This is a genomic window from Micromonospora sp. NPDC050276 (genome assembly GCF_044459545.1).
GTDB lineage: Bacteria > Actinomycetota > Actinomycetes > Mycobacteriales > Micromonosporaceae > Micromonospora.
The window spans coordinates 539,826-562,862 of the sequence record NZ_JBITJA010000001.1; the positions used below are offsets into that span (position 1 = coordinate 539,826).

Genomic DNA, 23,037 nt, shown 5'->3' on the forward strand with positions numbered 1-23,037 from the left:
TGACCGATGATATTTTAGTAATAATGGCTTCTCTGTTCGCCGAGCACGCCCCTGGACCTAGGGGCGCGGTACGAGGTTCGCCATGTGGGCACCGCGGCTCCCACGGGCCATCGAGCGGGACCAATCAGGCGGCGGCAGAGGATGATCAACGACCAGCCTTGTCGACGGCTTCGCCGGACTGCCATCACCGCACCGAACATCCGTGACTGGCGGACCTGCCAGACGACCGCGTGACGCGACATCGCTCGGCCATGACGGCCGCCGCAGCCACCTGGATCCGTCAATGACGACGTATGGAATCCCCGGTGGAGCACCAGGAAGGATCATGTCAATGAGGTTCGGCACGCCGCTGCGCATCGCGACAGCGGCTCTGCTCGCGGGTGGCTTGGTGGCCACCGCACCACCTGAACCGGCACCGGCGGCAGCGACGGACACCGCGTTCAACTCCGGTACCGGGACACTCAACGTCGACTACGCCAGCTACCTGGCCAAGCACGACGTCGTCTACAGCCGACCGAACACCAATCCGCTGCACGGCCTCACCGTCGGTAATGGGCGGACCGGCGCGATGGTCTGGAGTGAGAACGGCCTCTCGATGCAGGTCTCCGGCGTGGATCTCGCCGAGCAGTCCACCTACGCCGCGGGTAACGTCAACCTGTTCAGCAACCCGCGGTTCGATACCGGATACACCACGTTCCAGCAGCGGCTCTCGCTCTACGACGGGACACTCACCACGCGGTACGACAACAACCGCACGGTGACGATCATGGGTTCGCCGAACTCGGAAGTGATGGGCATCCACGTCGACGACGCCAGGCCCGGGGTCACCAGCATCGGCCTGGACCTGAGCATGTGGGACCCGAACACGGTCCAGAACATCGCCGATGTGCCCGACCTGCAGACCTGGCGCACCGTCTCGACCTTTGCCGACGCGGCCGGTGCCGGCCTCAGCCGTGGCCAGGGCGACCCGAACCACTTCGGGTACACCCTCGCCGCGACCGTCGAGGGGGCCGGCTTCACCACCCAGGTGGTCGACGGTACCCGGGTCCGGCTCAACATCACGCCCACCACCAACTACACCATCTGGTTCACCGCTGCCAGTCGGATCAACTCTCCCGGCTTCGACTCGGCCGCCCAGGCACGCAACCAGCTCAACGCGGTCAAGACCACCGGTTACGCCAGCACGCTGAACAACTACCGCGCCTGGTGGCACGACTTCTGGGCGAAGTCGTTCGTCCAGTACTCGAACGCGGGCGGCGACGCGGACTACCTGGAAAACGTCTATTACCTGGCGACGTACATGATCGCGGCGGGTGGCTACGGCAACTATCCGTTCCACTTCATGAACGGTGTGTTCCGGGCGACCCAGGACCGGTCGAAGTGGAGCAACGCGTACTGGCACTGGAACCAGCGCGACATCTACAACTCGTTCCTCGCCAGCAACCACGTCGACCTGGCCGCCACCTCCAACCGGCTGTGGAGCCGCAACTACAACGTGCTGAAGGCGTACACGACGACCCGGTACGGCAGTGACGGGCTCTGGGTGCCGGAGACGATGGGCTGGGACGGCAACGCCCGCGGCACCGTCAACAGTGACTTCGTCAACGACATCTACTCGACCGGCCCCGAGGCCGCCTATCAGATGTACCTGCAGTACCGGTACACGAACGACGAGGCGTACCTGCGCGACACCGCCTACCCGTTCATGCGGGAGGTGGTGAAGTTCTACGAGGACGTCCTCTCCTACGACGCCACGGCCGATCAGTACTACATGGCCAGCTCCAACGCCCGCGAGACGTACTGGGACGTCCGCAACGCCATCAGCGACCTGGCCGCCGTGCGGCTGCTCTTCCCGCTCACCATCCAGACCAGCCAGCAGCTCGGCCTCGACGCCGGGTTGCGGACCAACTGGCAGACGATCGTGAACAAGCTCGCGCCGTACCAGGTGCAGAACGGCGCGTACCTGCCGTACGACCCGCCGACCTCGCAGAACCGCAACGGCGAGAACGTCGCGTTGGAGCTGGTCTGGCCCAACGACCAGACCGGTATCGGCTACCCCGACCAACAGACCGCGATCAACACCTGGAACACGCGTCCGCACCCGTACGACAACGTGTGGGCCAACGACCACGTGCACGCCGCTCGGCTGGGACTGGGCAACGAGGCGTTCCAGGGCATGAAGTTGATGCTGCAGAAGTACCAGAACTACCCGAACGGACTGACCGCCAACGACAACGGCGTCTTCGAGTACCTCGGCATCCATCTGATGGCGATGAACGAGTCGTTGCTGCAGTCGTACAACGACAAGATCCGGGTCTTCCCCGCCGTACCGACGGACGCCAGCTTCGTCGGCAAGTTCACGCTGCTGGCCAAGGACGGCTTCCTGGTCAGCTCGGAGCGGGAGGCCGGCGAGGTCAAGTACGTCGGAATCAAGAGCCAGTACGGCAAGCCGGCCCGGGTGGTGAACCCGTGGAGCGGCCAGCAGGTGCGGGTGCGCCGTACCTCGGACAACGCCATCCTGGTCACCAGCTCGGCCGCCGAGCTCAGCTTCGCCACCGCGGCGAACACGGCCTACGTCGTCGAGCGCACCGCCAAGCCGCTGTCGGGATACTCGACCACCACCCTGCGGGGCGCGGTCAACCAGGGTGAGAAAACCCTGGCGGGTACCGCCGCGACGCTCGGCCTCGACACGAACGGTTCGATGGTCAACGACGCCATGCTGACCTACGACTCGGACTGGCGTCTCACCACGAAGCGTGGGGTGGGCGACTACAACGACGACGCTCACTACAGCTCGGTGGTCGGCGCGGTCGCGTCCTACACCTTTGTCGGTACCGGCGTGGATTACCTCACCGAACGTAATGGCGACATGGGTAACGTCGACGTCTACCTCGACGACGTCTTCCAGAGCAACGTCAACCTGCACGTCACCACCGGGCGCCAAGTCCGGCAGGTGGTGTTCAGCCGGTACGGGCTACCCAACGGCACGCACACCATCCGTATCGTCAACAAGAGCAGTGCCGGGATCGGCATGGTCGACGCGCTGCGGATCGTGACGGGCGTCGGCGCCCCGACTCCTGACCCGGCGCCGACGCTGCCGGCCAGCGTCATCGCCCTGCGTGCTGCGGCCAACGGCAAGTACGTCGGCGCGGCGAGCGCCGGCGCGGCCCCCCTGATCGCGGGTGCCGCCGCGATCGGTCCGTGGGAGCGCTTCGACCTGGTGGACCTGGGCGGCGGCAACGTCGCGCTGCGGGCGCAGGTGAACAACCAGTACGTCTGCGCGGACAACAACGGAGCGAACCCGTTGATCGCGAACCGGGCGACCGCCGGCGGGTGGGAGACGTTCGCGATGGTGAGGAATCCGGACGGTACGGTCAGCCTGCGGGCGAAGGTGAACGGCAAGTACGTGAGTGCCGTGAACGCCGGTGCCGAGCCGCTGATCGCCAACCGCGACGCGATCGGAACCTGGGAGAAGTTCAGCCTGGTCAACCTCTGACGTGCACTGTGGACCCGGTGCGGGCGGCTGACACCGCCCGTGTCGGGTCCGCCGGTAGACCTGTTTGGGCATTTCGCTGACCGCTCTAGCAAATCAGAAGGAAATAAAATGGCAGATGGGCACAGCCGATCCACTCGGAAGAATCTCCGCCGCGCCCTACTCACACTGGGCCTCGTCATGGTCTTTCCCGTTGGCACCGTAGGTGTGACCACGACGGCTGCCGCCGCGGCGGACGCCCCGGTGAGCGTGACCGGTGGTGTCAGCCTGCCCGGTCGGACGGCCACCGCGACCGGGCCGGTCGGCGTGGCGTTCGGGATGAATGGAGGCAGCCTGAACGGTGGCCCTTACTCCGGCAACGGCAGCACAATCTTCAATCTCCCGATGTACCTGGCCAGCGGCACGGATCGAGCCAGGTTCTGGGACAACTACGTCGAGGAACTGGTGAGCTCCGGCGTCGACTTCGTCGCTCCGGTCCTGCGCGGGTACGCCCCGGGCAGCGCGGTGCCGAACGGCGGCGGGGACCCGCGGTTGCTGACCGAACTGGTCGAGGCGATCAACCGCCGGGGGGTCGCCGATCGGCTCAGGATCGCCGCGTTCGACGACACCCCGGCCTCGATGACGGACAAGAAGAACCTGGCCGTGCACAAACGCGGCGGCTACGACCCGCCGTTCGACCTCGCCGACACCGCCGGCACCGGTGAGGGCGGGTACCAGTACATCTGGGACAACAACCTGCGCGCCTTCTTCGCCGCCGTACCGGACAACCTGCGATTCAAGATCGACGGGAGGCCGGTGGTCTATGAGTGGTCGTTGAGCAGCAGCTTCTTCGTCAACCAGGGCAATGGCAACGCCGCGCGGATGCTGCAGTACGTCCGCGACCGCGCGAAGGCGGAGTTCGGGGCCGACCCGTTCTTCAACCTCGACAACACCTGGATGTCGATGGACCCGGCGGTGAACACCGTCGCGAACGGCATGAACGGCTGGTTCAACATGCCCAACGGCGGGCGCTCGCTCGTCACCTTCAACGGCCGTAGCTACGGCGTGGCCGTACCCGGTTTCTACGTGGTGCGGGACGCCACCAACATGGTGATCGACCCCAACCACGGCCAGACGTTCGCCAACAACCTCAACGCCACCGTGAACGCCGGTGCGGCGGCGACTCTGGTTGAGGGGTTCACCGACTGGGCGGAGAACGCGGCCGTCTGGCGGATGGCCGCCGGGACGTACACCGAGCGCCGTGCCGACTACCCCAACCAGATGCTCAACACCCTGCGGCGCTACTCCAGGAACCCGTTCCCGGCCGACCTGCGGGTCGAGGCGGAGTCCGCGGACAGCTACAGCGACACCACGGCGGGCAACCTGTACGGCGCGTACCGGTCCGGCGACATCGACGTCCAGGCGACGCCGGACGCTGGCGGCGGTTGGAACGTCGGTTCCCTCGCCAACGGTGAGTGGTTGCAGTGGCAGGACGTGCCGCTCCAGAACACGCTCACGCTGAAGGCCCGAGTCGCCACCCCGAACACGGGCACCAAGCTCCGGTTCGTCATCGACGGCGTCGCGGGACCGAGCATCACCGCGCCGAACACCGGTGACTGGCAGACCTACCAGACGGTCGACGCCGGTACGTTCTCGCTCCCCGCTGGGCGCTACCACACCGTCCGGTTGGAGTTCCTCGGCGGCTCGTTCAACGTGAACTACTGGCAGGCCATCACCCAGAGCCCGCCTACCACCCAAGGCCCGCCCACCGGCCAGATCGTCGGGTACGGCGGCAAGTGCGTGCACATCGCGGGCGGAAACCCGGCCAACGGCACCGCCATCCAGCTCTACGACTGCAACGGCAGCGACGCACAGCAATGGACGGTGATGGCTGACGGCACCATCCGGAGCCTCGGCAAGTGCCTGGACGTCGCCGCCGCCGGCACCTCCAACGGCAGCAAGGTCCAGCTGTACGACTGCAACGGCACCGGCGCCCAGAAGTGGCAGGCGGGCGCCAACAACCGACTGGTCAACCCGCAGTCCGGGCGATGCCTCGACGCGACCGGCCCCAGCTCCGCCAACGGCACCCGGCTGCAGATCTGGGACTGCGCGGGCAGCGCCAACCAGCAGTGGGTCCTGCCGACCACGTAACACCGGACAACGGCCAGCACCCGACGGCCGCCGGGGAGAGCTCCCGGCGGCCGTCGTGGCCGTGACGGTACGTCCTGGGGCGGCGGGCTGCCCGTGACCGGCACCGGCACCACGACCCTGGCCGGCCTGGGGGCAGCGCTCCTGCTCCTCGGTGGTGCCGGCTATCTGATCGCCCGCCGCCGCCGTACCCGCTTCGTGGCATAGCTCCCGGACGTGGGGTAGCGGCCCGGTTGATGACCATCAACCGGGCCGCTCGTCGTTGCCGTCAGGCCGGGCTGCGTTTCGGGTGTCTCCGCAGGCGCTACCGCACGATCGGCGACCACTCCCGCTGGCTGGCGATCGTCACCCCGGGGGTGCGGTAGTAGGGGTCCGCCTCGACGATCGCGGCGAACGCCTCGGCGTCCGGGACGTCGAAGATCAGTAGCGCTCCGGAGTCGTCGGCGAACGGCCCGGCCATGACCAGCCGGCCCTCCTGGTGCAGGGCCTGGAGACGCTCCCGGTGCGCCGGTCGGGCGGCGAGCCGGTCGGGATCGTCGCCGAAGGACAGCTCCAAGATGAACACCGGTTCCTCCTCATCGGGGCGGTCTCTCGAAGCACCCTAGTCGATCCGGCGGGCCACCACCGTCTCCTGGTGAACGGCCGCCGGAGGTGGTCACGGATCGACGATGATGTCGATCGCCGCGCTCACCTGCCGCTCCAGGTCGTCGAGGTCGTCGAGGGTCGGGGCGTCGATCAGGAACGTCACCCCGCGGTCGCCGGATTCCCGCAGCTCACCGAGGCGTGCCCCACGTTCCTTGAGCACGATGACGTGCCGCAGGGCCGGCGGGTCGTCGGCTTCGCCCGGCGTGATGACCGGCCACGGTTGCCCCTCCGGCACCCACTGCGGCTCGACGCCGGGCCAGCGCAGCTTCACGTCCTGCAACGTTCCGGTGGGCTGGGGCAGATAGACCTGGCGGGCGTACCGCCGGGGTGGGGGGTGTGCCGCCGGCTCGTCGAGCGCCACTTCCATGATCGTCTGCTCCAGCGCCCGACCGGTCGCCAGGTGGTAGAGCGGCATGATGCCGTCACCCGGGGTGCGGGCCGCCACCTCCATCAGGACGGGTCGACCGTCGCGGTCGAGGCGCAGTTCGGTGTGGACGATGCCGGCGACGAGGCCGAGCCGGCCCACGATGTCGCGATTGGCGGCGAGCAGGGTCTCGTGCTCCGCGCCGGGAGGTGCGGGCACGGTGTGGGCCATCTCGACGAACCAGTCGGAGCCGTCCTCGGTGGTCCGCTTCTGGGTCGCCGACTCGAAGACGATCCGGCCGTGCTGGACGACCGCCTCCACCGAGTATTCAGCGCCCCTGACGTACTCCTCGACCAGCAGGGTCTCCGCCGCCGGATATTCGGTGAGCAGCGCGGGCAGGGCTTCGGGATCGTGCACCGCCCGGACCCCGGAGCTCGACCGCCGGCCCGAGGGCTTCAGCACCGCCGGGAACCGCACCGAACCCACGTCGAGCCCGGCGCGCCCTTGCGGTGGGACGACGACCAGCCGGGGGCTCCACCGCGACAGGTAGAACCGTTGCAGGTACTTGTTGCGACACACCCGGGCGGCGCGTACCCCCGGCCCGGGTAGGCCGAGGGCGTCCGCGACGATTCCGGTCTGCTCGACGAGCATCTCGCCCGCCGCGTAGACCCCGACGATGTCGTACTCCTGCTGCCAGTGCTGGACGTGGGCGACCACACCGGAGGTGAAACTCCCCTCGATGCCGACCTCGCCGGTGACGAAGGCCGCGTCCGTGAGGTAGGTCCCCGGGCCCTCGCCCCGGGCCATCGCGGCCGTCGTGTCGGCCCGCCACTGCTCCGAGGTGATCAGCAGGATGCGCAGCCCGCGACCGGTGAGGTCGGCGAGGAAACCCCAGTTGCGGGCGATGACCCGGTAGCCGCCGAGCAGCAGGAAGGCGCGGGCCTCACGCATACCCGTACTGCTCCAGGATGTCACCGAACAGCTCGGTGAAGCGGGCCTCGTTCCGCTTGGTGAACCGCTCCCGCCAGGTGCCCGTGGTGCCCCGGAAGAAGCTCCAGGAACTCTGGTCGTAGACCTTGCCGGCGACCTCCTCGGCGTCCGCGGTGGACCCGACGTGCCTCAGCAACCGGTCCACGGCCTCCAGCTGGCGTTGCCGGGACCCGCCGCCACGCTCTCCGACGAGATCCTCGTAGCTGACCTTGCACACGTCGGGGTGGCGCAGCAGCCACAGCCCTCTCTCGAACTGGTCGCGACCGAGGAAGGACGTGTCCCGCATCGCGTAGTCGAGCTTCTCCTCCCAGGTCGGCAGGGAGGTCAGGATGCGGTGGAAGATGTCGAACTCGTAGAAGTTGCCGTACCCCTCGCGGGTCCGGCCCTCCAAGAAGTTGACCATGGACACCAGGGCGTCGCGAGGGTCGCGGTAGTTGTAGACCAGCGGCGGGGTGGCGGTCTCCACCCACTCGGCGAAGAAGGACCCGTCCACCTTGCTGATGTCCAGCTCGTGGAAGATCCAGCAGAGCCCGGCCGGGGTGTCCGCGAACCGGGAGTACGGCAGATGCGGGTTGGTGATCACCGAGTCGGCGAAGTCGAACCGGGTCTGCCCGTACCGGTTGACGACGTGCTGGCCCAGCCGGCGCTGCCAGTGCCAGCCCAGTGCGGACCAGGCCTCCTGGGTGCGGAGCAGATACTCCTCCGTGCCCTCCAACTCCAGCAGCTCGTCGTAGTCGGTCTTGGACAGGGTGAGCGCGGCGATCTGACGCCGCTGCGCGTCGGTGAATTCCGGAGTGTTGCGGGGGGTCGGCCGAGGCACCCCGGCCATCTTGTACCCCAGATTGGTCATCAGGCCCTGCATGAGGTGGGTTCCGGTCTTCTGCAGCGAGATCACCATGGCACGAGGGGCCAGCGGCATGTCGGTCTCCCGGTGGTCGGGCGTCGGTTGCGACGCGGATTGGAGGGGATCAGCGGACGTAGGCAGCCAGGTGGCCGGTGGTGCGTTCGTCGAGGAATCCAAGGAGCCGGGCGAACGACTCCCGCCGCCGCTCATCGGGCGTCCACAGCCACAACTCCCGTTTGGAGACCCGGGCGCCCCGGCGGAACTTCGGAGCGAACGCCTCGAACCCGAGGCGGTACCGGGGTACGCCGGCCCGGATGCACGACTCGACCGGCTGGCCGAACACCAGATGGTGGTAGGCGACGCTCGTACCGGTGACGTCGTAGTCGCTGCCGTAGCCGAGGGTGCAGCAGCCGTGCCGGCCGTACATCTGCACGGTGCACGCGAGGACTTCGGCGTCGGAACGGCCCGCCACGGCCACCCGGATCGCCCCGGGGAGCACCTCCGCCAGGTACGCGCGGGCCGCCCGTAGCTGGGGTCGGTTCGGTGCCGAGCCGTTGCGCTCGCCGGTGCGCGCCTCCAGGTCCACGACTCGGTCGACATGCTCGGCCAGCGGCACTTCGCGGACCCGGAGCCCGGCCCGGGTCACCTCGCGCTCGGCCAGCCGGTAGTTGCGACGTGTCTCGGCGTTCTGCCCATCCAGGAACGCCTGGTAGGTGGGGTAGCCCGCCAGGTGCAGCGCGGACGCGGCGGTGACCGAGCCCCGGACGAAGCCGGCGGCCACCAGCAGGTCCCGCAGCAACTCGTCGTCGGCGGCCACGTACGGGAGGACCACCGCCCCCGCCCGACCCTGCCGAACCAGATCCTGCAGGGTGGCCACGACCTCCCGACCGGCCTGTCGCTGCCGGGCGCTGTCGACGTCGCCGGCGGTGAACAGCGGGCTGCGGTCGTAGGTCCGGACGACCAGGGGCTCCCCGACGGCGGTGGTGAGCCAGTCCGCGAGATCGCCCGACTCCGGTGCGTCCGGGCCGAGCGCACCGATCAGCGCGCGGTGCTCGGCGCGGATTTGGGTCGCGTCGTCGTCCGGGGTGAGCCGGAGGAACTGTTCGTCGGTGAGGAGTTTCCACGGGTGACTGAACAGGCCCGTCCCGGCCACGGCGGTCACCGCGTGGATCCCCGCCACCGGCCCCTGCTCGTCGGCGGCGATGACCACCAGCGCGTCGCCCGGCTCCAGCCGTTCCCGGAACAGCAGGTAGCCGCGGGCGGCGTCGGGTTCGGCGTCGGCGGTCAGCCGGGCCCAGGTCTCCTCGTCGACGGTGCCGATGCCGTCGGTCACCTCAGTCGCCATGACGGGTGGACCGTTCCTTTCGAGTCGTCGGGGCCGCAATGGCTTGCACCTCGGCGATCTGGGCCGCCGTACGCAGCGGAGAGGCGTACAGCAGCAGCGAGGAGACGGTGAGCGAGACCGCCACCGCCCAGACCGCCGCAGTCGGCCCGGCCAGGTCGGCCAACACGCCACCGAGCAACGCCCCGACCGGCAGCGAGCCGAAGGCGGCGATGCGGTAGCTCGCGGTCACCGCGCCGAGCAGGACGGGAGGTGGAACCTGCTGGCGTACGGTGACCGCCAGGACGTTGTAGACCGCCAGAGCCGCCCCGTTGATCACGAAACCCGCACCGAGCAGCACGGTCGCTGTGCCGGTGACGGCGATCCCGGGCACCAGCAGCAGCCCGAGCGCGGCGACCGTGATCGAGATGGTCAGAGCCCGTCCGAGGTGCAGTCGGGCCCCGATCCGTCCGGCGACGAGGGAGCCGACGAGCGCGCCGACGCTGCCGAGCCCGATGACCAGCCCGATCAGGCCACCGGAGAGCCCGAGGGTCCGAACCCCGTACACCAGGAAGACCGTCGCGAAGGCCTGCTCGTGCAGATTGAAGAGGGCCGACTGCACGCACAGGTCCCGGATCGGTCGGGTCCGCCAGACGTAGGCCAGCCCGGCCCGGATCGTGGGTGCGTCGCCCCGGTCGGTCGCCGGCCGCAGGGCGCGAGCCGGCAGGGCCGCCATCGCCATCGCCGCCGCGCAGAACAGTGCCCCGGTGACCACCGCGGCCCAGGAGGCACCGGTGGCCTGGACGAGAAACCCCGCCGCCGCCGGCCCGGCCATCTGGGTCACCGAGGTGGTCGCCTGCAACAGGCCGTTGCCGGCGACCAGCCGGTCGCCGTCCAGCAAGCGGGGCGCGGTGACCTGGGACCCGATGTCGTGCAGCACCGCTGCCGAGCCGATGAGGAACGCGCCCACCAGCAGCGCCGCGAAGACCAGCCGGTCGGTCGCGGCCAGGGCCCCGATGCCGAACAGCACGACGCCGCGCGCCGCGTTGCCGGTGACCAGGATCCAGCGCAACGAGGCACGGGCGGTCCAGGTCCCCACCAGCAGGGAGAACGCCAGCACCGGCACGAATTGGGCCGCGCCGATCAACCCCACCTGGGTGCCGCTGCCGGCGAGCAGCGTCACGACCAGCAGGGGCAGCCCGAAGGCGGTGATCTGATGCGCCGACCGGGCGGCCAGGTCGCCCAGCCAGAGGGTACGGAACGCCGGCTCCCGCAGCGGCGGGCGCGGTGGAGCGCCGACGTCCGTACCTTCCGGCCGGCGCCGGAGATCAGCTGACACCGGTGCCGGTGACGCTCGTTGACGCGTCCGATGAGGTGACCCTGCGGTACAGCGCGTTCTCGCTCCAGATGAGGTCGACCTGGCCCCACTCCATGGCCGACACCACGTCGGGGAAGAAGCTGCGGCCGTTGTAGTTCGCGCTGGTGTTGCAGAGCACCGGGATCCCGCTCCACTTGTGGTACTCGCGCAGGAGGGCCGCGAGCATCGGGTTGTCCTCGGCGCTGACCGTCTGCAACCGGGCGGTGCCGTCGAGGTGGATCGCCGCCGGGATCCGGTCGACCCAGTCGGGGCGCACCCGGTGGTCGAAGAGCATGTACGGGTCGGGGGTGCCCGGGTCGAAGACCGTCGGAGCGTGATCGGTCAGGCAAATCGGTGCGACCGGTCGGAAGCTCTCCCGACGCTTCATCCGGTTGAGCTCGTCCTTCATCGCCGGGTCCACCGCCGGGGCGAGGATGCTGCGCGCGCCGAGCGCGCGAGGGCCCAGCTCGGCGCGGCCGTGGAGGACCACCACCGGCTTGCCGGTGCGGTGCAGCAGCCGGGCCAGTTCCTCCGGCCGACACGGCGCCACCGTCCAGCCCGCCGGGACGTGTGAGTTGTGCACCAGGTCGGGGCCGGTGAAGACGTTCCACGAGATCGGCGTCAACCGCTGCTCACCACTGACCAGGATGGCGCCGGTGCCGACGGCCGAACCCGAGTCGTCCGGGAAGGGCGGCACCCACATCTCGCGGATGGCCTTGTGCGCCCGCATGGCGCTGTTCCATTTGATGTTGAGCGCGCAGCCGCCGGCGAAGCAGAGGTTCCATGGACCGTCGCCCTTCCAGGACTCGGCCTTGGCCACGAGCCGCTCGACCAGCAACTCCTCGATGAACTCGTGCACGCTGGCGAGCACATCGTCGTCGGAGACGCCCAGTTGGTCGGTGCGCCGACGGACGTCTTCCAGGTAGGCGTGCACGTAGGCGTGGGAGGGCTCGCCGGTGCTGCCGCAGCCGATGATCTCCTCCCGGTACTTGCGGACTGCCGGGGTGTTGGCCTCGAAGTGCTCGTGGAACAGCTCTCCGAGGACCTGCTTGACCGGCTCCCGGGCGGTGCCGAGGGCGATGTAAGCCATCAGCTTCCCGGCCACGGAGAGGTCGTCTACGTTGCGGGACAGCTTGTCCCGGCGGTACGGCCCGAAGTGCTGCGAGGCCATCGAGTAGAAGTGCCCGATCAGCGGGAAGACCTCGCCGCCGGGCTCGATGCGGCCGTCCTTGTCCACCGAGTAGAGCCGGGGGAAGCAACCACCGTCCCAGACCAGGACGAGGCTGGGTTCGCCCCGTCGGGCGAAGGGGCTGGTGCTGTACGCGGCGGCGAGGTGGCTGGCCACGTGCACGTGACTGACGTACGGCACGGTGGCGTCGCCGATGGGCAACTCGCCACGGTGGCCCGGCTGGGCCGGATCGGGCACCCGCTCGGTCTCCCGGTAGGGCGCCAGCAGGACGTCGACCGGGCTGCCGTTGTTGAGTCGGTGGGCTTGCCCGTGAATCGCGCCGTCCCAGCCGTCCAGTGCCCACTGGTCGACGTCGGAGACCTTGTACCCGAAGTCGCCCAGGATGCGAGCGATCAGCGTGAGATCGTCCACGTCGCTGTATCGGCGGTTGTTCTCCAGCTTTTGCGCCTCGACGTTGAACTCCAACACGTCGTCCTGGAAGAGAGCGACGCCGCCGCTCTGTGTGAGCTTTACTCCGCACGTAATACGCATAGATGTCTCTCCCCGTTTTCGGCGACCTCAAAGTCCTATCGATGTTCCGCTGGCAAGTCAACCCTCGGTCAATGCCGTCGCCGCGCAAGGCACCCGTCGACCGCGCCCGGTGGAGTGGCGCCCTTCGATGTGACGGGTCCTTGATGTAATGCCAGGAAGGGGTTGTCCAGGACCTCTCCGAGATACCGCAATGCCTATCGGCGTACTGGGATATGGATTTTCCGTCATCTGAAATTCGAGCGTTACGAGTTGGTAACGCCGCGAGGTCGGCTGCCAGGGTTGGTGTCGAGCTGGATCGCCGAGGCGCCGTCCTGTGTGACGTTTCGGCAGCTCCGCATGGCTGTCAGGTGCATGGGGGATTAATGAGTGGCGATGAGGCCAGTTGGCGTCTATCTTCGACCAGGGGTGCGGCGCGGCCCGGGAGCCTCCCGGTCAGCGAAGCGGATCTTGAGCGATGGATATGCGATATCCTGCAATCGACGCATCCGCTCCGGCTCGGCTCGGAATTACGTCGCGCCGAGCGCGTCGCGAGAGCCAAATTCTCCGATCTGGCAATTGCCCAGGCGGTTCATCGGGCCGTTGCGGCGACAATGAATGAGCGTGATTGAGCGGTCAGTCATCGGGCCTGCGCGACCTGCGGGTGCAAGCTGACAAGTCGCTGAGGTGTAGCACTCGACCGGGGTTTACTTTCCATTGCCCTGGCGTTCGGTCCGTCCCCTAACTTGGCCCGATGGCCACCGACGGGCACGCGAAAACGCCCTGACCGGATGACCCGGTCAGGGCGTTGGCGACTCTATGTCCGTTAAGGGCTTGATCAGCCCTGGCGGCTCTTCCACTGCGGGTTGGCGCGGTTCACCACGACCACCCGGCCGCGACGGCGGACCACCACCGAACCCGGCTTCTGCTTCAGTGCACGCAACGAGCTACGTACCTTCATCTCTGCCTCCTCGGTGCAAGCGGTTCCGAGTATCGAAACGCCGCGCCCACCCGCCGGATTCCCGCCCGGCCGGCGTCGAACCTTTGCCGCCTTTCGGCCGTACCAGTGGGCGGAGGTCATCCTCATGCCCGTACGTCGGCTCCTTGCCACGGTGCTGGTCGCTGCCGCGACCGTGCCGCTGGCCGCAACCCCCGCCGCTGCCCACGGTGCCCCGACCGACCCGGTCAGCCGCGCGGCGGCCTGCGGGCCCGAGGGCCGGTACGCGGCCACCAGCGCCTGCCGGGCGGCGATCCAGGCCGGCGCGGCGGTCCGCGAATGGGACAATGTACGCGTCGCCGCGATCAACGGGCGAGACCGGGAGCGGATCCCGGACGGTGAGTTGTGCAGTGGCGGGCTGTCCGCGTACCGGGGGCTGGACCTGCCCCGCACCGACTGGCCGAGCACCGAGCTGACCACCGGCGCGAAGTTCACCTTCCGGTACCGGACCACCATCGAGCACCGGGGCACCTTCCGGCTCTACGTCACCACCCCGGACTACGACCCCCGCAAGAAGCTGACCTGGGCGGATCTGGAGTCGCGCCCGTTTCTGACGCTGACCGATCCGCCGGTGCGGGCCGGGGCGTACCAGTTGGCGGGCCGGCTGCCGGCGGGGCGCAGCGGCCGACACCTGATTTACACGATCTGGCAGAACTCCAACACCCCGGACACCTACTACTCCTGCTCGGACGTGGTGTTCCGGGGTGCCAAGGCCACCGCGACCCCGGCGAAGGCCGCCGCCACGAAGAGCGCGGCGGCGGCTCCGCGTACCGCCGTGAGTGGGCCGGCCGCCACCGAGCCGGCGCTGGCGACGGCGGCCGACCCCGGCGTGCCGGTGGCGTCGGTGACCGACCTCGGCGGCCGGTGGCCGGTGCTGGCCGGCGCGGCCGTCGTGCTGGTCCTGGTGCTGCTGGTCGGTGCCGGACGTCGACGCCGCAGCGCTGTCGCACCGGTGGGCCGGCAGTGCGAGGTCCGCAACCACCGGGCCGGGCGGCGCCGGATCTGGTGACCCGACCCGCCCGGGGCCCGGCGGCGGTCAGCCCAGGTGTCGCTCGATCTCGGCCAACTCCTCGGCGCTGAAGTCGAGGTTGTCCAGCGCGGCGATGTTCGTCTCCAACTGCTCCACGCTGCTCGCCCCGATGATCAGGCTGGTCATTCGCGGGTCGCGCAGCGCCCAGGCCAGCGCGAGTTGGGCCAGCGACTGGCCACGCCCCTCGGCGACCGTGCCGAGCCCACGGATGGTTGCCATCTTCTCCTCGCTGAGGTCGCTCTCGTTGAGGAAGACGCTGGTCCGGACCCGCGAGTCGGCCGGGATGCCACCCAGGTAGCGGTCGGTCAGCAGGCCCTGGGCCAACGGGCTGTACGCGATGCAGCCCGCGCCGACCTGCTCGAGCGTGTCGAGCAGGCCGTCGGACTCGGTCCACCGGTTGAGCATCAATACGACGGCTGGTTGATCAGCAGCGGCGTGCCCAGCTCGCGCAGGATCGCGGCCGCCCGCGTGGTCTGCTCCGAGTTGTAGTTCGAGATGCCGACGTAGAGCGCCTTGCCGGAGCGGACGATGGCGTCGAGCGCCCCCATCGTCTCCTCCAGCGGGGTGTCCGGGTCGAACCGGTGCGAGTAGAAGATGTCGACGTAGTCCAACCCCATCCGGCCCAGCGACTGGTCCAGCGACGAGATCAGGTTCTTGCGCGAACCCCACTCGCCGTACGGGCCGGGCCACATCAGGTACCCGGCCTTGCTGGAGATGATCAACTCGTCCCGGTACGGCTTCAGGTCGGTGGCGAGCATCCGGCCGAAGTTCTCCTCCGCCGAACCGGGTGGTGGGCCGTAGTTGTTGGCCAGGTCGAAGTGGGTGACACCCAGGTCGAAGGCGCGGCGCACGATGTCGCGCTGCCGTTCGAACGGGCGGTCCGGACCGAAGTTGTGCCACAGCCCGAGCGAGACGGCGGGCAGCCGCAGGCCACTGCGTCCGCTGCGCCGATAGGTCATGGTGTCGTAGCGGTCATCCGCGGCGAGGTAGGTCACGATCATGAGCCTAGCTCCGGCCCAGCGTGGCGCGGATCGGGCGTGGAAACCGGGACATCGGGGTAGTTTCGACGCCATGCGTTTCATTGCGCTCGACACCCCCAAACCGCTGTCCAAGATCGGGTTGGGCACCTGGCAGTTCGGCTCCCGGGAATGGGGATACGGCCCGGACTTCGAGCGGCAGGCGGCGCAGATCGTCCGGCGGGCCGTCGAGCTGGGCGTGACGGTCTTCGACAGCGCGGAGATCTACGGCTTCGGGCGCAGCGAACGCATCCTCGGCGCGGCCCTCGGCGACGACCGGCCCAAGGTGGTGGTCGCCAGCAAGATCCTGCCCGTGCTGCCGGTGGCCGCGGTGGTGCAACAGCGGGCGGTCGCCTCGGCGGCCCGGCTCGGCGTCACCAGCATCGACCTCTACCAGGTGCACCAGCCCAACCCGCTCGTCGCCGACCACACCACCATGCGCGGCATGCGGACCCTGCAGGACGTCGGGCTCGTCGGCGAGGTCGGCGTGAGCAACTACGGGCTGCGCCGCTGGCAGGTCGCCGAAGCAGCTCTCGGCCGGCGGGTGATCAGCAACCAGGTCCGCTACAGCATGCTCGACCGGGCCCCCGAGCAGGACCTGCTGCCGTACGCGCGGCAGGCCGGTCGGGTGGTCATCGCGTACAGCCCGCTGGCGCAGGGCTTCCTCTCCGGCCGCTACGACGCGAAGCACCCGCCCACTGGCGCGGTCCGGCGCGCCAACCCGTACTTCCTGCCGGAAAACCTGGAACGGGGCACCGCGCTGATCGACACCCTGCGCCAGGTCGCCGACGCCCATGACGCCACCCCCAGCCAGATCGCGCTGGCCTACCTGCTGCGCCACCCGAACGTGCTCGCCATCCCCGGCGCGTCCGGGGTCGAGCAGATGGAACGCAACGCCGCCGCGGCGGACATCGACCTCGCCGACGACGAGTACGCCGCACTGGCCGAGGCCGCGAAACGCTTCCGCCCGATCACCGGACTCGCCGCGATGCCCGCCATGCTGCGTGCCCGGTTCGCCAGCCCAACGGGAAAGTGAGCACTGTGGACGACATCACCGCACTGATCCTGGACGACCACGCCGCCTTCCGGCGCGGCTTCGCCCGTCTCGACGACGCCCGTGACGAGCAGGAGATGCTCGCCATCTGGGACGCCCTCGCCCTGCACCTGGACATTCACGCCGAGGCGGAGGAGGCGATCCTCTACCCGCACCTGGTGAAGCACGGCGACGACGGCGAGGACGAGACCGCCGACGCGATCGGCGACCACAACAAGATCCGCGACGCCATCGCCGAGGCGAAGCTGCACCCGGTCGGGTCGGATCAGTGGTGGGCGGCGGTCGGCACGGCTCGCCGGGAGAACAGCGAGCACCTGGCCGAAGAGGAGGACGAGGCGCTGCCCGACTTCCGCCGGCACGCCAGCACCGAACTCCGCGCCGAGCTGGGTCAACGCTGGCTGACCTTTTACGGCGAACACAAGAACGGTCGCAACCTCCCGTTCCGCGACAAGGACCCGCAGCAGTACGTCGCCGACCACCGCTGAGATCTCCCCGGCACGGGGGAGCCGCCGGGACCGGTCACGGCAGCAGAATGACGGGGTGACCCTCCGCGCGGCACTGGCCCCGCTGGTCGCCGGCAGCACCTGGCGACGCGGCGTGTTCCTGCTGCTCGGCGGGGTGCTGGCGCTGCCGTACGGGCTCCTCGCGGTGACCTTCGCCCAACTGCTCGCCGACTCGACGATCCCGCGCCCACTGGTCTACGTCCTGCTGGTCGTCGCCCTGTTGATCGCCGTGGTCCCGTTACTGCTGGACGGCAGCCGGGCCTTGGAGATCGCCGCGGTTCGGGCGCTGCTCGGTGTGGACCTGCCCGAACCCGCGCCGGGGCACCACGGCGACCGGGAGACCCGGCTGCGCAGCGCGCTCTGGATCGCCACCCACCTCATCGTCGGCGCCCTGGTGATGATCGCGCTGATCAGCGCCGTACCGATGGCGTTGGCGTTCATCGCCCAGCAATTCGGCATCGGCGCCGAGCTGACCAGCCAAGAACGCTTCGGACCGTTGGACGGGCGGGACAGCGGTTGGCTGACCCTGACCGGGGTGCTCCTGCTGGTCGGCCTCGGCTACGCCGTCGCCGGGCTCGGCGCGCTCGCCGGGTCGATGGCGCCGGTGCTGCTCGGTCCGGCCCAGGCGGAACGGATCGCCACCCTCGAGGCACAGGCCACCCGGCTCGCCGAACGCAACCGGCTGGCCCGGGAGCTGCACGATTCGGTCGGCCACGCGCTGACCGTGGCCACCCTCCAGGCCGGGGCGGCCCGCGAGGTCCTCGACACCGACCCGGAGTTCGTCCGGCGGGCGCTCACCGCGATCGAGGACGTCGGGCGGACCGCGATGGACGACCTCGACCACGTGCTCGGGCTGCTCCGGGAGAACGGGCGCTCTGTGCCCGTGGTGGCGCCGCAGCGTACCCTCGCCGACCTGGACCGGTTGGTCACCGACGCCCGCGCGGCCGGCCTGGCGGTGCGGGCGCATCGCGCCGGTGACCCGGCGCGGGTGCCGGCGGCGGTGTCCCGGGAGGGCTACCGGATCGTCCAGGAAGGACTCACCAACGCGGCCCGGCACGGCCACGGGCCGGTGACGGTACGCCTGGACCTGCACCCGGACGCGCTGGAACTGGAGCTGATCAACGCGGTGCGCCACCCCGACCGGGCTCGGCTGGGGCGGGGCGGTCGAGGTCTGGACGGCATGCGGGAGCGGGTGCTGCTGCTCGGCGGACGACTCACCATGGGCCCGGACGGCGACCGCTGGCTGATCCGAGCCCGCCTGCCCTATCAGGAGACACGATGACCACCGGCGTGCTCATCGTCGACGACGACGAGCTGATCCGGGTCGGGCTGCGGGCCATCATCGACGCCCAGCCCGACCTGAGCGTGCTCGCCGAGGCCGCCGACGGGGCCGAGGTGCCGCCACTGGTCGCCCGGCACCGGCCCGACGTGGTGCTGATGGACGTGCGGATGCCCGGCATCGACGGCATCCAGGCCACCCGGCACCTGCTGGCCACCTCCGCCGACCCGCCCCGGGTGCTGGTGGTCACCACGTTCGCCAACGACGAGTACGTCTACGAGGCGCTGCGCGCCGGCGCCTCCGGCTTCCTGCTCAAACGGGCCCGGCCCGCCGAGGTGGTGGAGGCGGTCCGGGTGGTCGCGGCGGGCGAGTCGCTGCTCTTCCCGGCCGCGATCCGCCAGCTCGTCGGGGCGTACGGGCCGGCCGGCGGTGACCAGCTGCGCACCGCCCGGCTCACCGAACGGGAGGCCGAGGTGCTGCGGTTGATGACCACCGGCCGATCCAACCCGGAGATCGCCGCGCACCTGGTCGTCGGGGTGGAGACGGTGAAGACGCACGTCGGCAATGTGCTGGCCAAGCTGGGCGTCCGCGACCGTACGCAGGCGGTCATCGCCGCCTACGAGTCCGGCTTCGTCACCCCGTCCGGCTGACCGGTCCCGCGTTCGGGGGAACCGGTTCACCGCCGCCCGGGAGGGAATCGACCGGATGCCGGTCGAGGCTGAGAGCTGTTCGCCCGGTTCGCGGCGCTGGCCGGCGGGCTGCTGCTGGCCGGGGCCATGCTCGCCTGGCAGCGCCGTACCGCCGGGGTGCCTGCCGGCGGTGCGACCGGGCCTGAGGGGGTAGCGGGGGTGCTCCCCTGATGCTCGGGGCACCCCCGCGAATGTGAGCTAGCGTGGGTCGGGTGACTGCGCCTACCCCGGTAATCCCGGTTCCACCGGCCGACCTGCCCGGCACGCTCGGCGCGCTACGGGCGGCCGGTCACCAGTACCGCACCGTCAAGCAGGAACTTCGTGACAACCTCTTCGCCCGGATGCGCTCCGGCGAGACCCGTTTCCCCGGCATCGTCGGCTACGACGACACCGTGCTGCCCGAGGTCGAGCGGGCGCTGCTCGCCGGGCACGACATGGTGCTGCTCGGCGAGCGCGGCCAGGGCAAGACCCGGCTGATCCGTTCGCTGGGCGCGTTGCTCGACGAGTGGACCCCCGTTCTGCCCGGCTCGGTGCTCAACGAGCACCCCCTGCACCCGCTCACCCCGGCGTCTCGCGCCCAGGTCGCCGAGGCCGGCGACCAGTTGCCCGTTGGCTGGCTGCACCGCTCGATGCGCTACGGCGAGAAGTTGGCCACCCCGGACACCAGCGTCGGCGACCTGATCGGTGACGTCGACCCGATCCGGATCGCCCAGGGTCGTACCCTCGGCGACCCGGAGACCATCCACTTCGGGTTGGTGCCGCGCACCAACCGGGGCATCTTCGCCGTCAACGAGCTGCCCGACCTGGCCGAGCGCATCCAGGTGGCGCTGCTCAACGTGTTGGAGGAGCGGGACATCCAGGTGCGCGGCTACCAGCTGCGGCTTCCGCTGGACCTGCTGCTGGTGGCCAGCGCCAACCCGGAGGACTACACCAACCGGGGCCGGATCATCACTCCCCTGAAAGACCGGTTCGGTGCGGAGATCCGCACCCACTACCCGGTCGACCTGGAGCTGGAGCTGGCGCTGATCCGCCAGGAGGCCGACCTGGTCGCCGACGTGCCGGAGCACGTGCTGGAGGTGCTGGCCCGGTTCGCCCGCGCCGTTCGGGAGTCGCCGTCGGTGGACCCGCGCTCCGGTGTCTCCGCCCGATTCGCCATCGCCGCCGCCGAGACGGTAGCCGGTGCCGCGCTGCGTCGCGCCGGCCTGCTCGCCGCCTCCGGCACTCCGGAGGGACGCCCCGAGGCCGCCGTCGCCCGCGTCGGCGACGCGGTGTCGGTGACCAGCACCCTGCGCGGCAAGGTCGAGTTCGAGAGCGGCGAGGAGGGCCGGGAGACCGAGATCCTCGCGCATCTGCTGCGTACCGCGACCGCCGAGACGTTCCGGGCCCACCTCGCCGGGCTGGACCTGTCCGGGTTCACCGCCCTGGTGGAGGACGGCACCGCGATCGAAACCGGCGAGTTGGTCAGCGCCGCCGAGCTGCTGCGCCAGGTCGGCACCGTGCCCGGGTTGGCGAAGGTCCTCGACCGGCTCGGCCTGGGCGATGCGCCCACCTCGGAGGAGGCCGCCGCCGCCGTCGAGTTCGTGCTGGAAGGGCTGCACCTGACCCGACGGCTCGGCAAGGACGTCACCGACTCGGGGCGCACCGTCTACGGCGGCCGGGGCTGACCGTGGCCGGCAACCGGTTCCGTTACGGGCAGTGGAACGGCGGGCCCGACCCGCTCGCACCCCCGTACGACGTGCGCGAGGCGGTGGACGCGGTCGGTGCCGAGGTGCTGGCCGGCGGCAGCCTGCGGGAGGCGCTCCGCGACCTGTTGCGCCGTGGCCCGCAGGGCAGGGGTGGCCTGGACGACCTGGCCGCCCGGGCTCGGCGGCTACGCCGCGAGGCGATGCGCAGGGGCGACCTCGACGGCGCGGTGACCAGGGCGCAGGCCCTGCTCGACCAGGCCCTCGCCGCCGAGCGGGACGAGCTGCGGGGTCGCGACGACGACGGCGCGCGGTTCGCCGAGGCGGTGCTGGACAATCTGCCCCGCTCGACCGCGCGGGCGGTGGAGGAGCTGTCCGGCTACCAGTGGGCCAGCGACGACGCCCGCCGCTCGTACCAGCAGATCCTCGACCAACTCCGCGACGACGTGCTCGGTCAGCGCTTCGCCGGACTGCGGGACGCGGTGCGCGCCTCCGCCGACCCGGCCGCCCAGCAACGGCTCGCCGAGATGATGGGCGACCTGAACGACCTGCTGGCCCGGCACGGTCGCGCGGAGGACACCACCGACGCGTTCGCCGAGTTCATGCGCCGACACGGCGAGTTCTTTCCGGAGAAGCCGGAGACCGTCGACGAGCTGATCGACGTGCTGGCCCGCCGCGCCGCGGCCGGCGAGCGGCTGATGAACTCGCTCTCCGACCGGCAGCGCCAGGAACTGGCCGGCCTGATGCAGCAGTCGCTCGGCGACCGCCTCGCGGGGGAGTTGTCGGTGCTCGACGCGAACCTGCGGTCGCTGCGACCCGATCTGCGCTGGGGTCGGGGCGAGCGGATCCGCGGCGAACAGCCGCTGGACTACGCCGACGCGGCCGGTGCGCTAGGTGAGATCGGCGAGCTGGACGACCTGCTGGACCAGCTCGACCAGGAACACCCGGGGGCGACCCTCGACGACGTGGACGTCGAGGCGGTGGCCCGCACGCTGGGCCGGGACGCGGCCGACGACGTTCGCCGGCTGCGCGACCTGGAGCGGGAGCTACGCCGCCAGGGTTGGGTGAGCCGGGACGCGGAGGGGCTCACGCTGAGCCCGAAGGCGCTGCGCCGGCTCGGTGGGACCGCGCTGCGGCGGGTCTTCGCCGAGCTGACCGCCGGGCCGCGCGGCCAGCACGACCTGCGCTCGGCCGGTGCGGCGGGCGAGGTGAGCGGCGCGTCCCGACCCTGGCAGTACGGCGACGAGCAGCCGTTGGACGTGGTCCGAACGCTGACCCGGGCGGTCAGTCGGGCCGGGCCCACGGTTCCGGTGCAGCTCTCGGTCGACGACTTCGAGGTGGTGGAGACCGAGAGGCGGGCCTCGGCCGCCGTGGTGCTCTGCGTCGACCTGTCGTACTCGATGATCTCGCAGGGTCGTTGGGGTCCGATGAAGCAGACGGCGCTGGCGCTGGCCCACCTCATGGAGACGCGCTTCCCGCAGGACGCCCTGCAGATCGTGGGTTTCGGCCGGGAGGCGATGACGCTCACCCAGCAGGAGTTGGCGGCCGTGGAGCCGGACCTGGAACAGGGCACCAATCTCCAGCACGCGTTGCGGTTGGCGGGTCGGCACCTGCGCCGGCACCCGGACGCCGAGCCGGTGGTGCTGGTGGTCACCGACGGCGAACCGACCGCCCACCTGGACCCGGACGACGGGGAGGCGCTGTTCCACTGGCCGCCGCTGCCGGAGACGATCGAGGCGACGGTCCGCGAGGTGGACCGGCTGAGTCGCTACGGAGCCACGCTCAACCTGTTCATGCTCGGCGACGACCCGGGCCTGCGGCGCTTCGTGGACGCGGTCGCCCGCCGCAGCCGGGGCCGCATGTTCACCCCGGACACCGACGACCTGGGCGAGTACGTGGTCAGCGACTACCTCCGCTCCCGCCAATCCCGCCGCTAACGTCCGTCGGTGC

Annotated in this window: 17 protein-coding genes and 1 pseudogene; 10 read left to right on the forward strand and 8 right to left on the reverse strand. The window is 70.1% G+C overall.

The window, feature by feature from the left end; translation table 11 throughout:
• Window positions 1-331 precede the first annotated feature (331 nt).
• The 3 genes from ACIBF8_RS02540 (at window position 332) to ACIBF8_RS02550 (ending at window position 5,827) form a co-directional block, all read left to right on the forward strand.
• Complete coding sequence (locus ACIBF8_RS02540) at window positions 332-3,496, forward strand: glycosyl hydrolase family 95 catalytic domain-containing protein (RefSeq protein WP_396780544.1); 3,165 nt, start codon at window positions 332-334, stop codon at window positions 3,494-3,496.
• Between the two features lie 204 nt (window positions 3,497-3,700).
• The gene (locus ACIBF8_RS02545) at window positions 3,701-5,623 is read left to right on the forward strand and encodes a DUF5010 domain-containing protein (protein WP_396780545.1); all 1,923 of its coding nucleotides are present in this window, start codon (window positions 3,701-3,703) and stop codon (window positions 5,621-5,623) included.
• A gap of 93 nt (window positions 5,624-5,716) precedes the next feature.
• Entirely contained in the window at window positions 5,717-5,827 is a 111-nt protein-coding gene (locus ACIBF8_RS02550; RefSeq protein ID WP_396780546.1) for an LPXTG cell wall anchor domain-containing protein, read from the forward strand.
• A 97-nt stretch (window positions 5,828-5,924) separates the two neighbouring features.
• On the opposite strand, the gene ACIBF8_RS02555 is transcribed toward ACIBF8_RS02550, so the two are convergent.
• The 7 genes from ACIBF8_RS02555 to ACIBF8_RS02585 form a co-directional block, all read right to left on the reverse strand.
• The gene (locus ACIBF8_RS02555) at window positions 5,925-6,185 is read right to left on the reverse strand and encodes a YciI family protein (protein WP_396780547.1); all 261 of its coding nucleotides are present in this window, start codon (window positions 6,183-6,185) and stop codon (window positions 5,925-5,927) included.
• 90 nt (window positions 6,186-6,275) lie between these two features.
• Window positions 6,276-7,580, reverse strand: a complete 1,305-nt coding sequence (locus tag ACIBF8_RS02560; protein ID WP_396780548.1) for an acetyl-CoA carboxylase biotin carboxylase subunit family protein — start codon at window positions 7,578-7,580, stop codon at window positions 6,276-6,278.
• Window positions 7,573-8,538, reverse strand: coding sequence for a hypothetical protein (locus ACIBF8_RS02565; RefSeq protein WP_396780549.1), 966 nt, complete (start codon window positions 8,536-8,538; stop codon window positions 7,573-7,575). The genes ACIBF8_RS02560 and ACIBF8_RS02565 overlap by 8 nt, the downstream gene beginning before the upstream one ends.
• 49 nt (window positions 8,539-8,587) lie before the next feature.
• Window positions 8,588-9,808, reverse strand: coding sequence for a hypothetical protein (locus ACIBF8_RS02570; RefSeq protein WP_396780550.1), 1,221 nt, complete (start codon window positions 9,806-9,808; stop codon window positions 8,588-8,590).
• Complete coding sequence (locus tag ACIBF8_RS02575) at window positions 9,798-11,123, reverse strand: MFS transporter (RefSeq protein WP_396780551.1); 1,326 nt, start codon at window positions 11,121-11,123, stop codon at window positions 9,798-9,800. The genes ACIBF8_RS02570 and ACIBF8_RS02575 overlap by 11 nt, the downstream gene beginning before the upstream one ends.
• A complete protein-coding gene (locus ACIBF8_RS02580; protein WP_396780552.1) occupies window positions 11,113-12,861 on the reverse strand; it encodes a carbamoyltransferase N-terminal domain-containing protein in 1,749 nt (582 codons plus the stop codon). The genes ACIBF8_RS02575 and ACIBF8_RS02580 overlap by 11 nt, the downstream gene beginning before the upstream one ends.
• An 814-nt stretch (window positions 12,862-13,675) precedes the next feature.
• Window positions 13,676-13,798: a 50S ribosomal protein L36 gene (locus tag ACIBF8_RS02585; protein ID WP_030490864.1), complete on the reverse strand. Its 123-nt coding sequence runs from the start codon at window positions 13,796-13,798 to the stop codon at window positions 13,676-13,678.
• Window positions 13,799-13,922: 124 nt separating this feature from the next.
• On the opposite strand from ACIBF8_RS02585, the gene ACIBF8_RS02590 reads away from it, so the two are divergent.
• Entirely contained in the window at window positions 13,923-14,843 is a 921-nt protein-coding gene (locus ACIBF8_RS02590) for a lytic polysaccharide monooxygenase (RefSeq protein WP_396780553.1), read from the forward strand.
• Window positions 14,844-14,870: 27 nt separating this feature from the next.
• Here the strand turns inward: ACIBF8_RS02590 and mgrA are convergent.
• Window positions 14,871-15,865 (reverse strand): annotated as a pseudogene (gene mgrA, locus ACIBF8_RS02595) (L-glyceraldehyde 3-phosphate reductase).
• Window positions 15,866-15,935: 70 nt separating this feature from the next.
• On the opposite strand from mgrA, the gene ACIBF8_RS02600 reads away from it, so the two are divergent.
• From ACIBF8_RS02600 to ACIBF8_RS02625, 6 genes are all read left to right on the forward strand, one after another.
• Window positions 15,936-16,916 (forward strand): aldo/keto reductase, encoded by a 981-nt coding sequence (locus ACIBF8_RS02600; protein ID WP_396780554.1) that lies wholly within the window; start codon window positions 15,936-15,938, stop codon window positions 16,914-16,916.
• A gap of 5 nt (window positions 16,917-16,921) precedes the next feature.
• Window positions 16,922-17,419: a hemerythrin domain-containing protein gene (locus ACIBF8_RS02605; protein ID WP_396780555.1), complete on the forward strand. Its 498-nt coding sequence runs from the start codon at window positions 16,922-16,924 to the stop codon at window positions 17,417-17,419.
• Between the two features lie 55 nt (window positions 17,420-17,474).
• A complete protein-coding gene (locus tag ACIBF8_RS02610; RefSeq protein WP_396780556.1) occupies window positions 17,475-18,719 on the forward strand; it encodes a sensor histidine kinase in 1,245 nt (414 codons plus the stop codon).
• Window positions 18,716-19,366 (forward strand): response regulator transcription factor, encoded by a 651-nt coding sequence (locus tag ACIBF8_RS02615; RefSeq protein ID WP_396780557.1) that lies wholly within the window; start codon window positions 18,716-18,718, stop codon window positions 19,364-19,366. Before ACIBF8_RS02610 ends, ACIBF8_RS02615 begins: the two co-directional genes overlap by 4 nt.
• Window positions 19,367-19,608: 242 nt before the next feature.
• Window positions 19,609-21,069, forward strand: coding sequence for a magnesium chelatase (locus ACIBF8_RS02620; RefSeq protein ID WP_396780558.1), 1,461 nt, complete (start codon window positions 19,609-19,611; stop codon window positions 21,067-21,069).
• Between the two features lie 2 nt (window positions 21,070-21,071).
• Entirely contained in the window at window positions 21,072-23,024 is a 1,953-nt protein-coding gene (locus ACIBF8_RS02625; protein ID WP_396780559.1) for a VWA domain-containing protein, read from the forward strand.
• Window positions 23,025-23,037: the final 13 nt, after the last annotated feature.

Excerpts from the sequence above, each read along its gene's own strand:
- ACIBF8_RS02585 (WP_030490864.1), bottom strand. The coding sequence starts at position 13,798 with ATGAAGGTACGTAGCTCGTTGCGTGCACTGAAGCAGAAGCCGGGTTCG.
- ACIBF8_RS02590 (WP_396780553.1), top strand. The coding sequence starts at position 13,923 with ATGCCCGTACGTCGGCTCCTTGCCACGGTGCTGGTCGCTGCCGCGACC.
- ACIBF8_RS02600 (WP_396780554.1), top strand. The coding sequence starts at position 15,936 with ATGCGTTTCATTGCGCTCGACACCCCCAAACCGCTGTCCAAGATCGGG.
- ACIBF8_RS02615 (WP_396780557.1), top strand. The coding sequence starts at position 18,716 with ATGACCACCGGCGTGCTCATCGTCGACGACGACGAGCTGATCCGGGTC.
- ACIBF8_RS02565 (WP_396780549.1), bottom strand. The coding sequence starts at position 8,538 with ATGCCGCTGGCCCCTCGTGCCATGGTGATCTCGCTGCAGAAGACCGGA.
- ACIBF8_RS02570 (WP_396780550.1), bottom strand. The coding sequence starts at position 9,808 with ATGGCGACTGAGGTGACCGACGGCATCGGCACCGTCGACGAGGAGACC.
- ACIBF8_RS02580 (WP_396780552.1), bottom strand. The coding sequence starts at position 12,861 with ATGCGTATTACGTGCGGAGTAAAGCTCACACAGAGCGGCGGCGTCGCT.
- ACIBF8_RS02540 (WP_396780544.1), top strand. The coding sequence starts at position 332 with ATGAGGTTCGGCACGCCGCTGCGCATCGCGACAGCGGCTCTGCTCGCG.
- ACIBF8_RS02560 (WP_396780548.1), bottom strand. The coding sequence starts at position 7,580 with ATGCGTGAGGCCCGCGCCTTCCTGCTGCTCGGCGGCTACCGGGTCATC.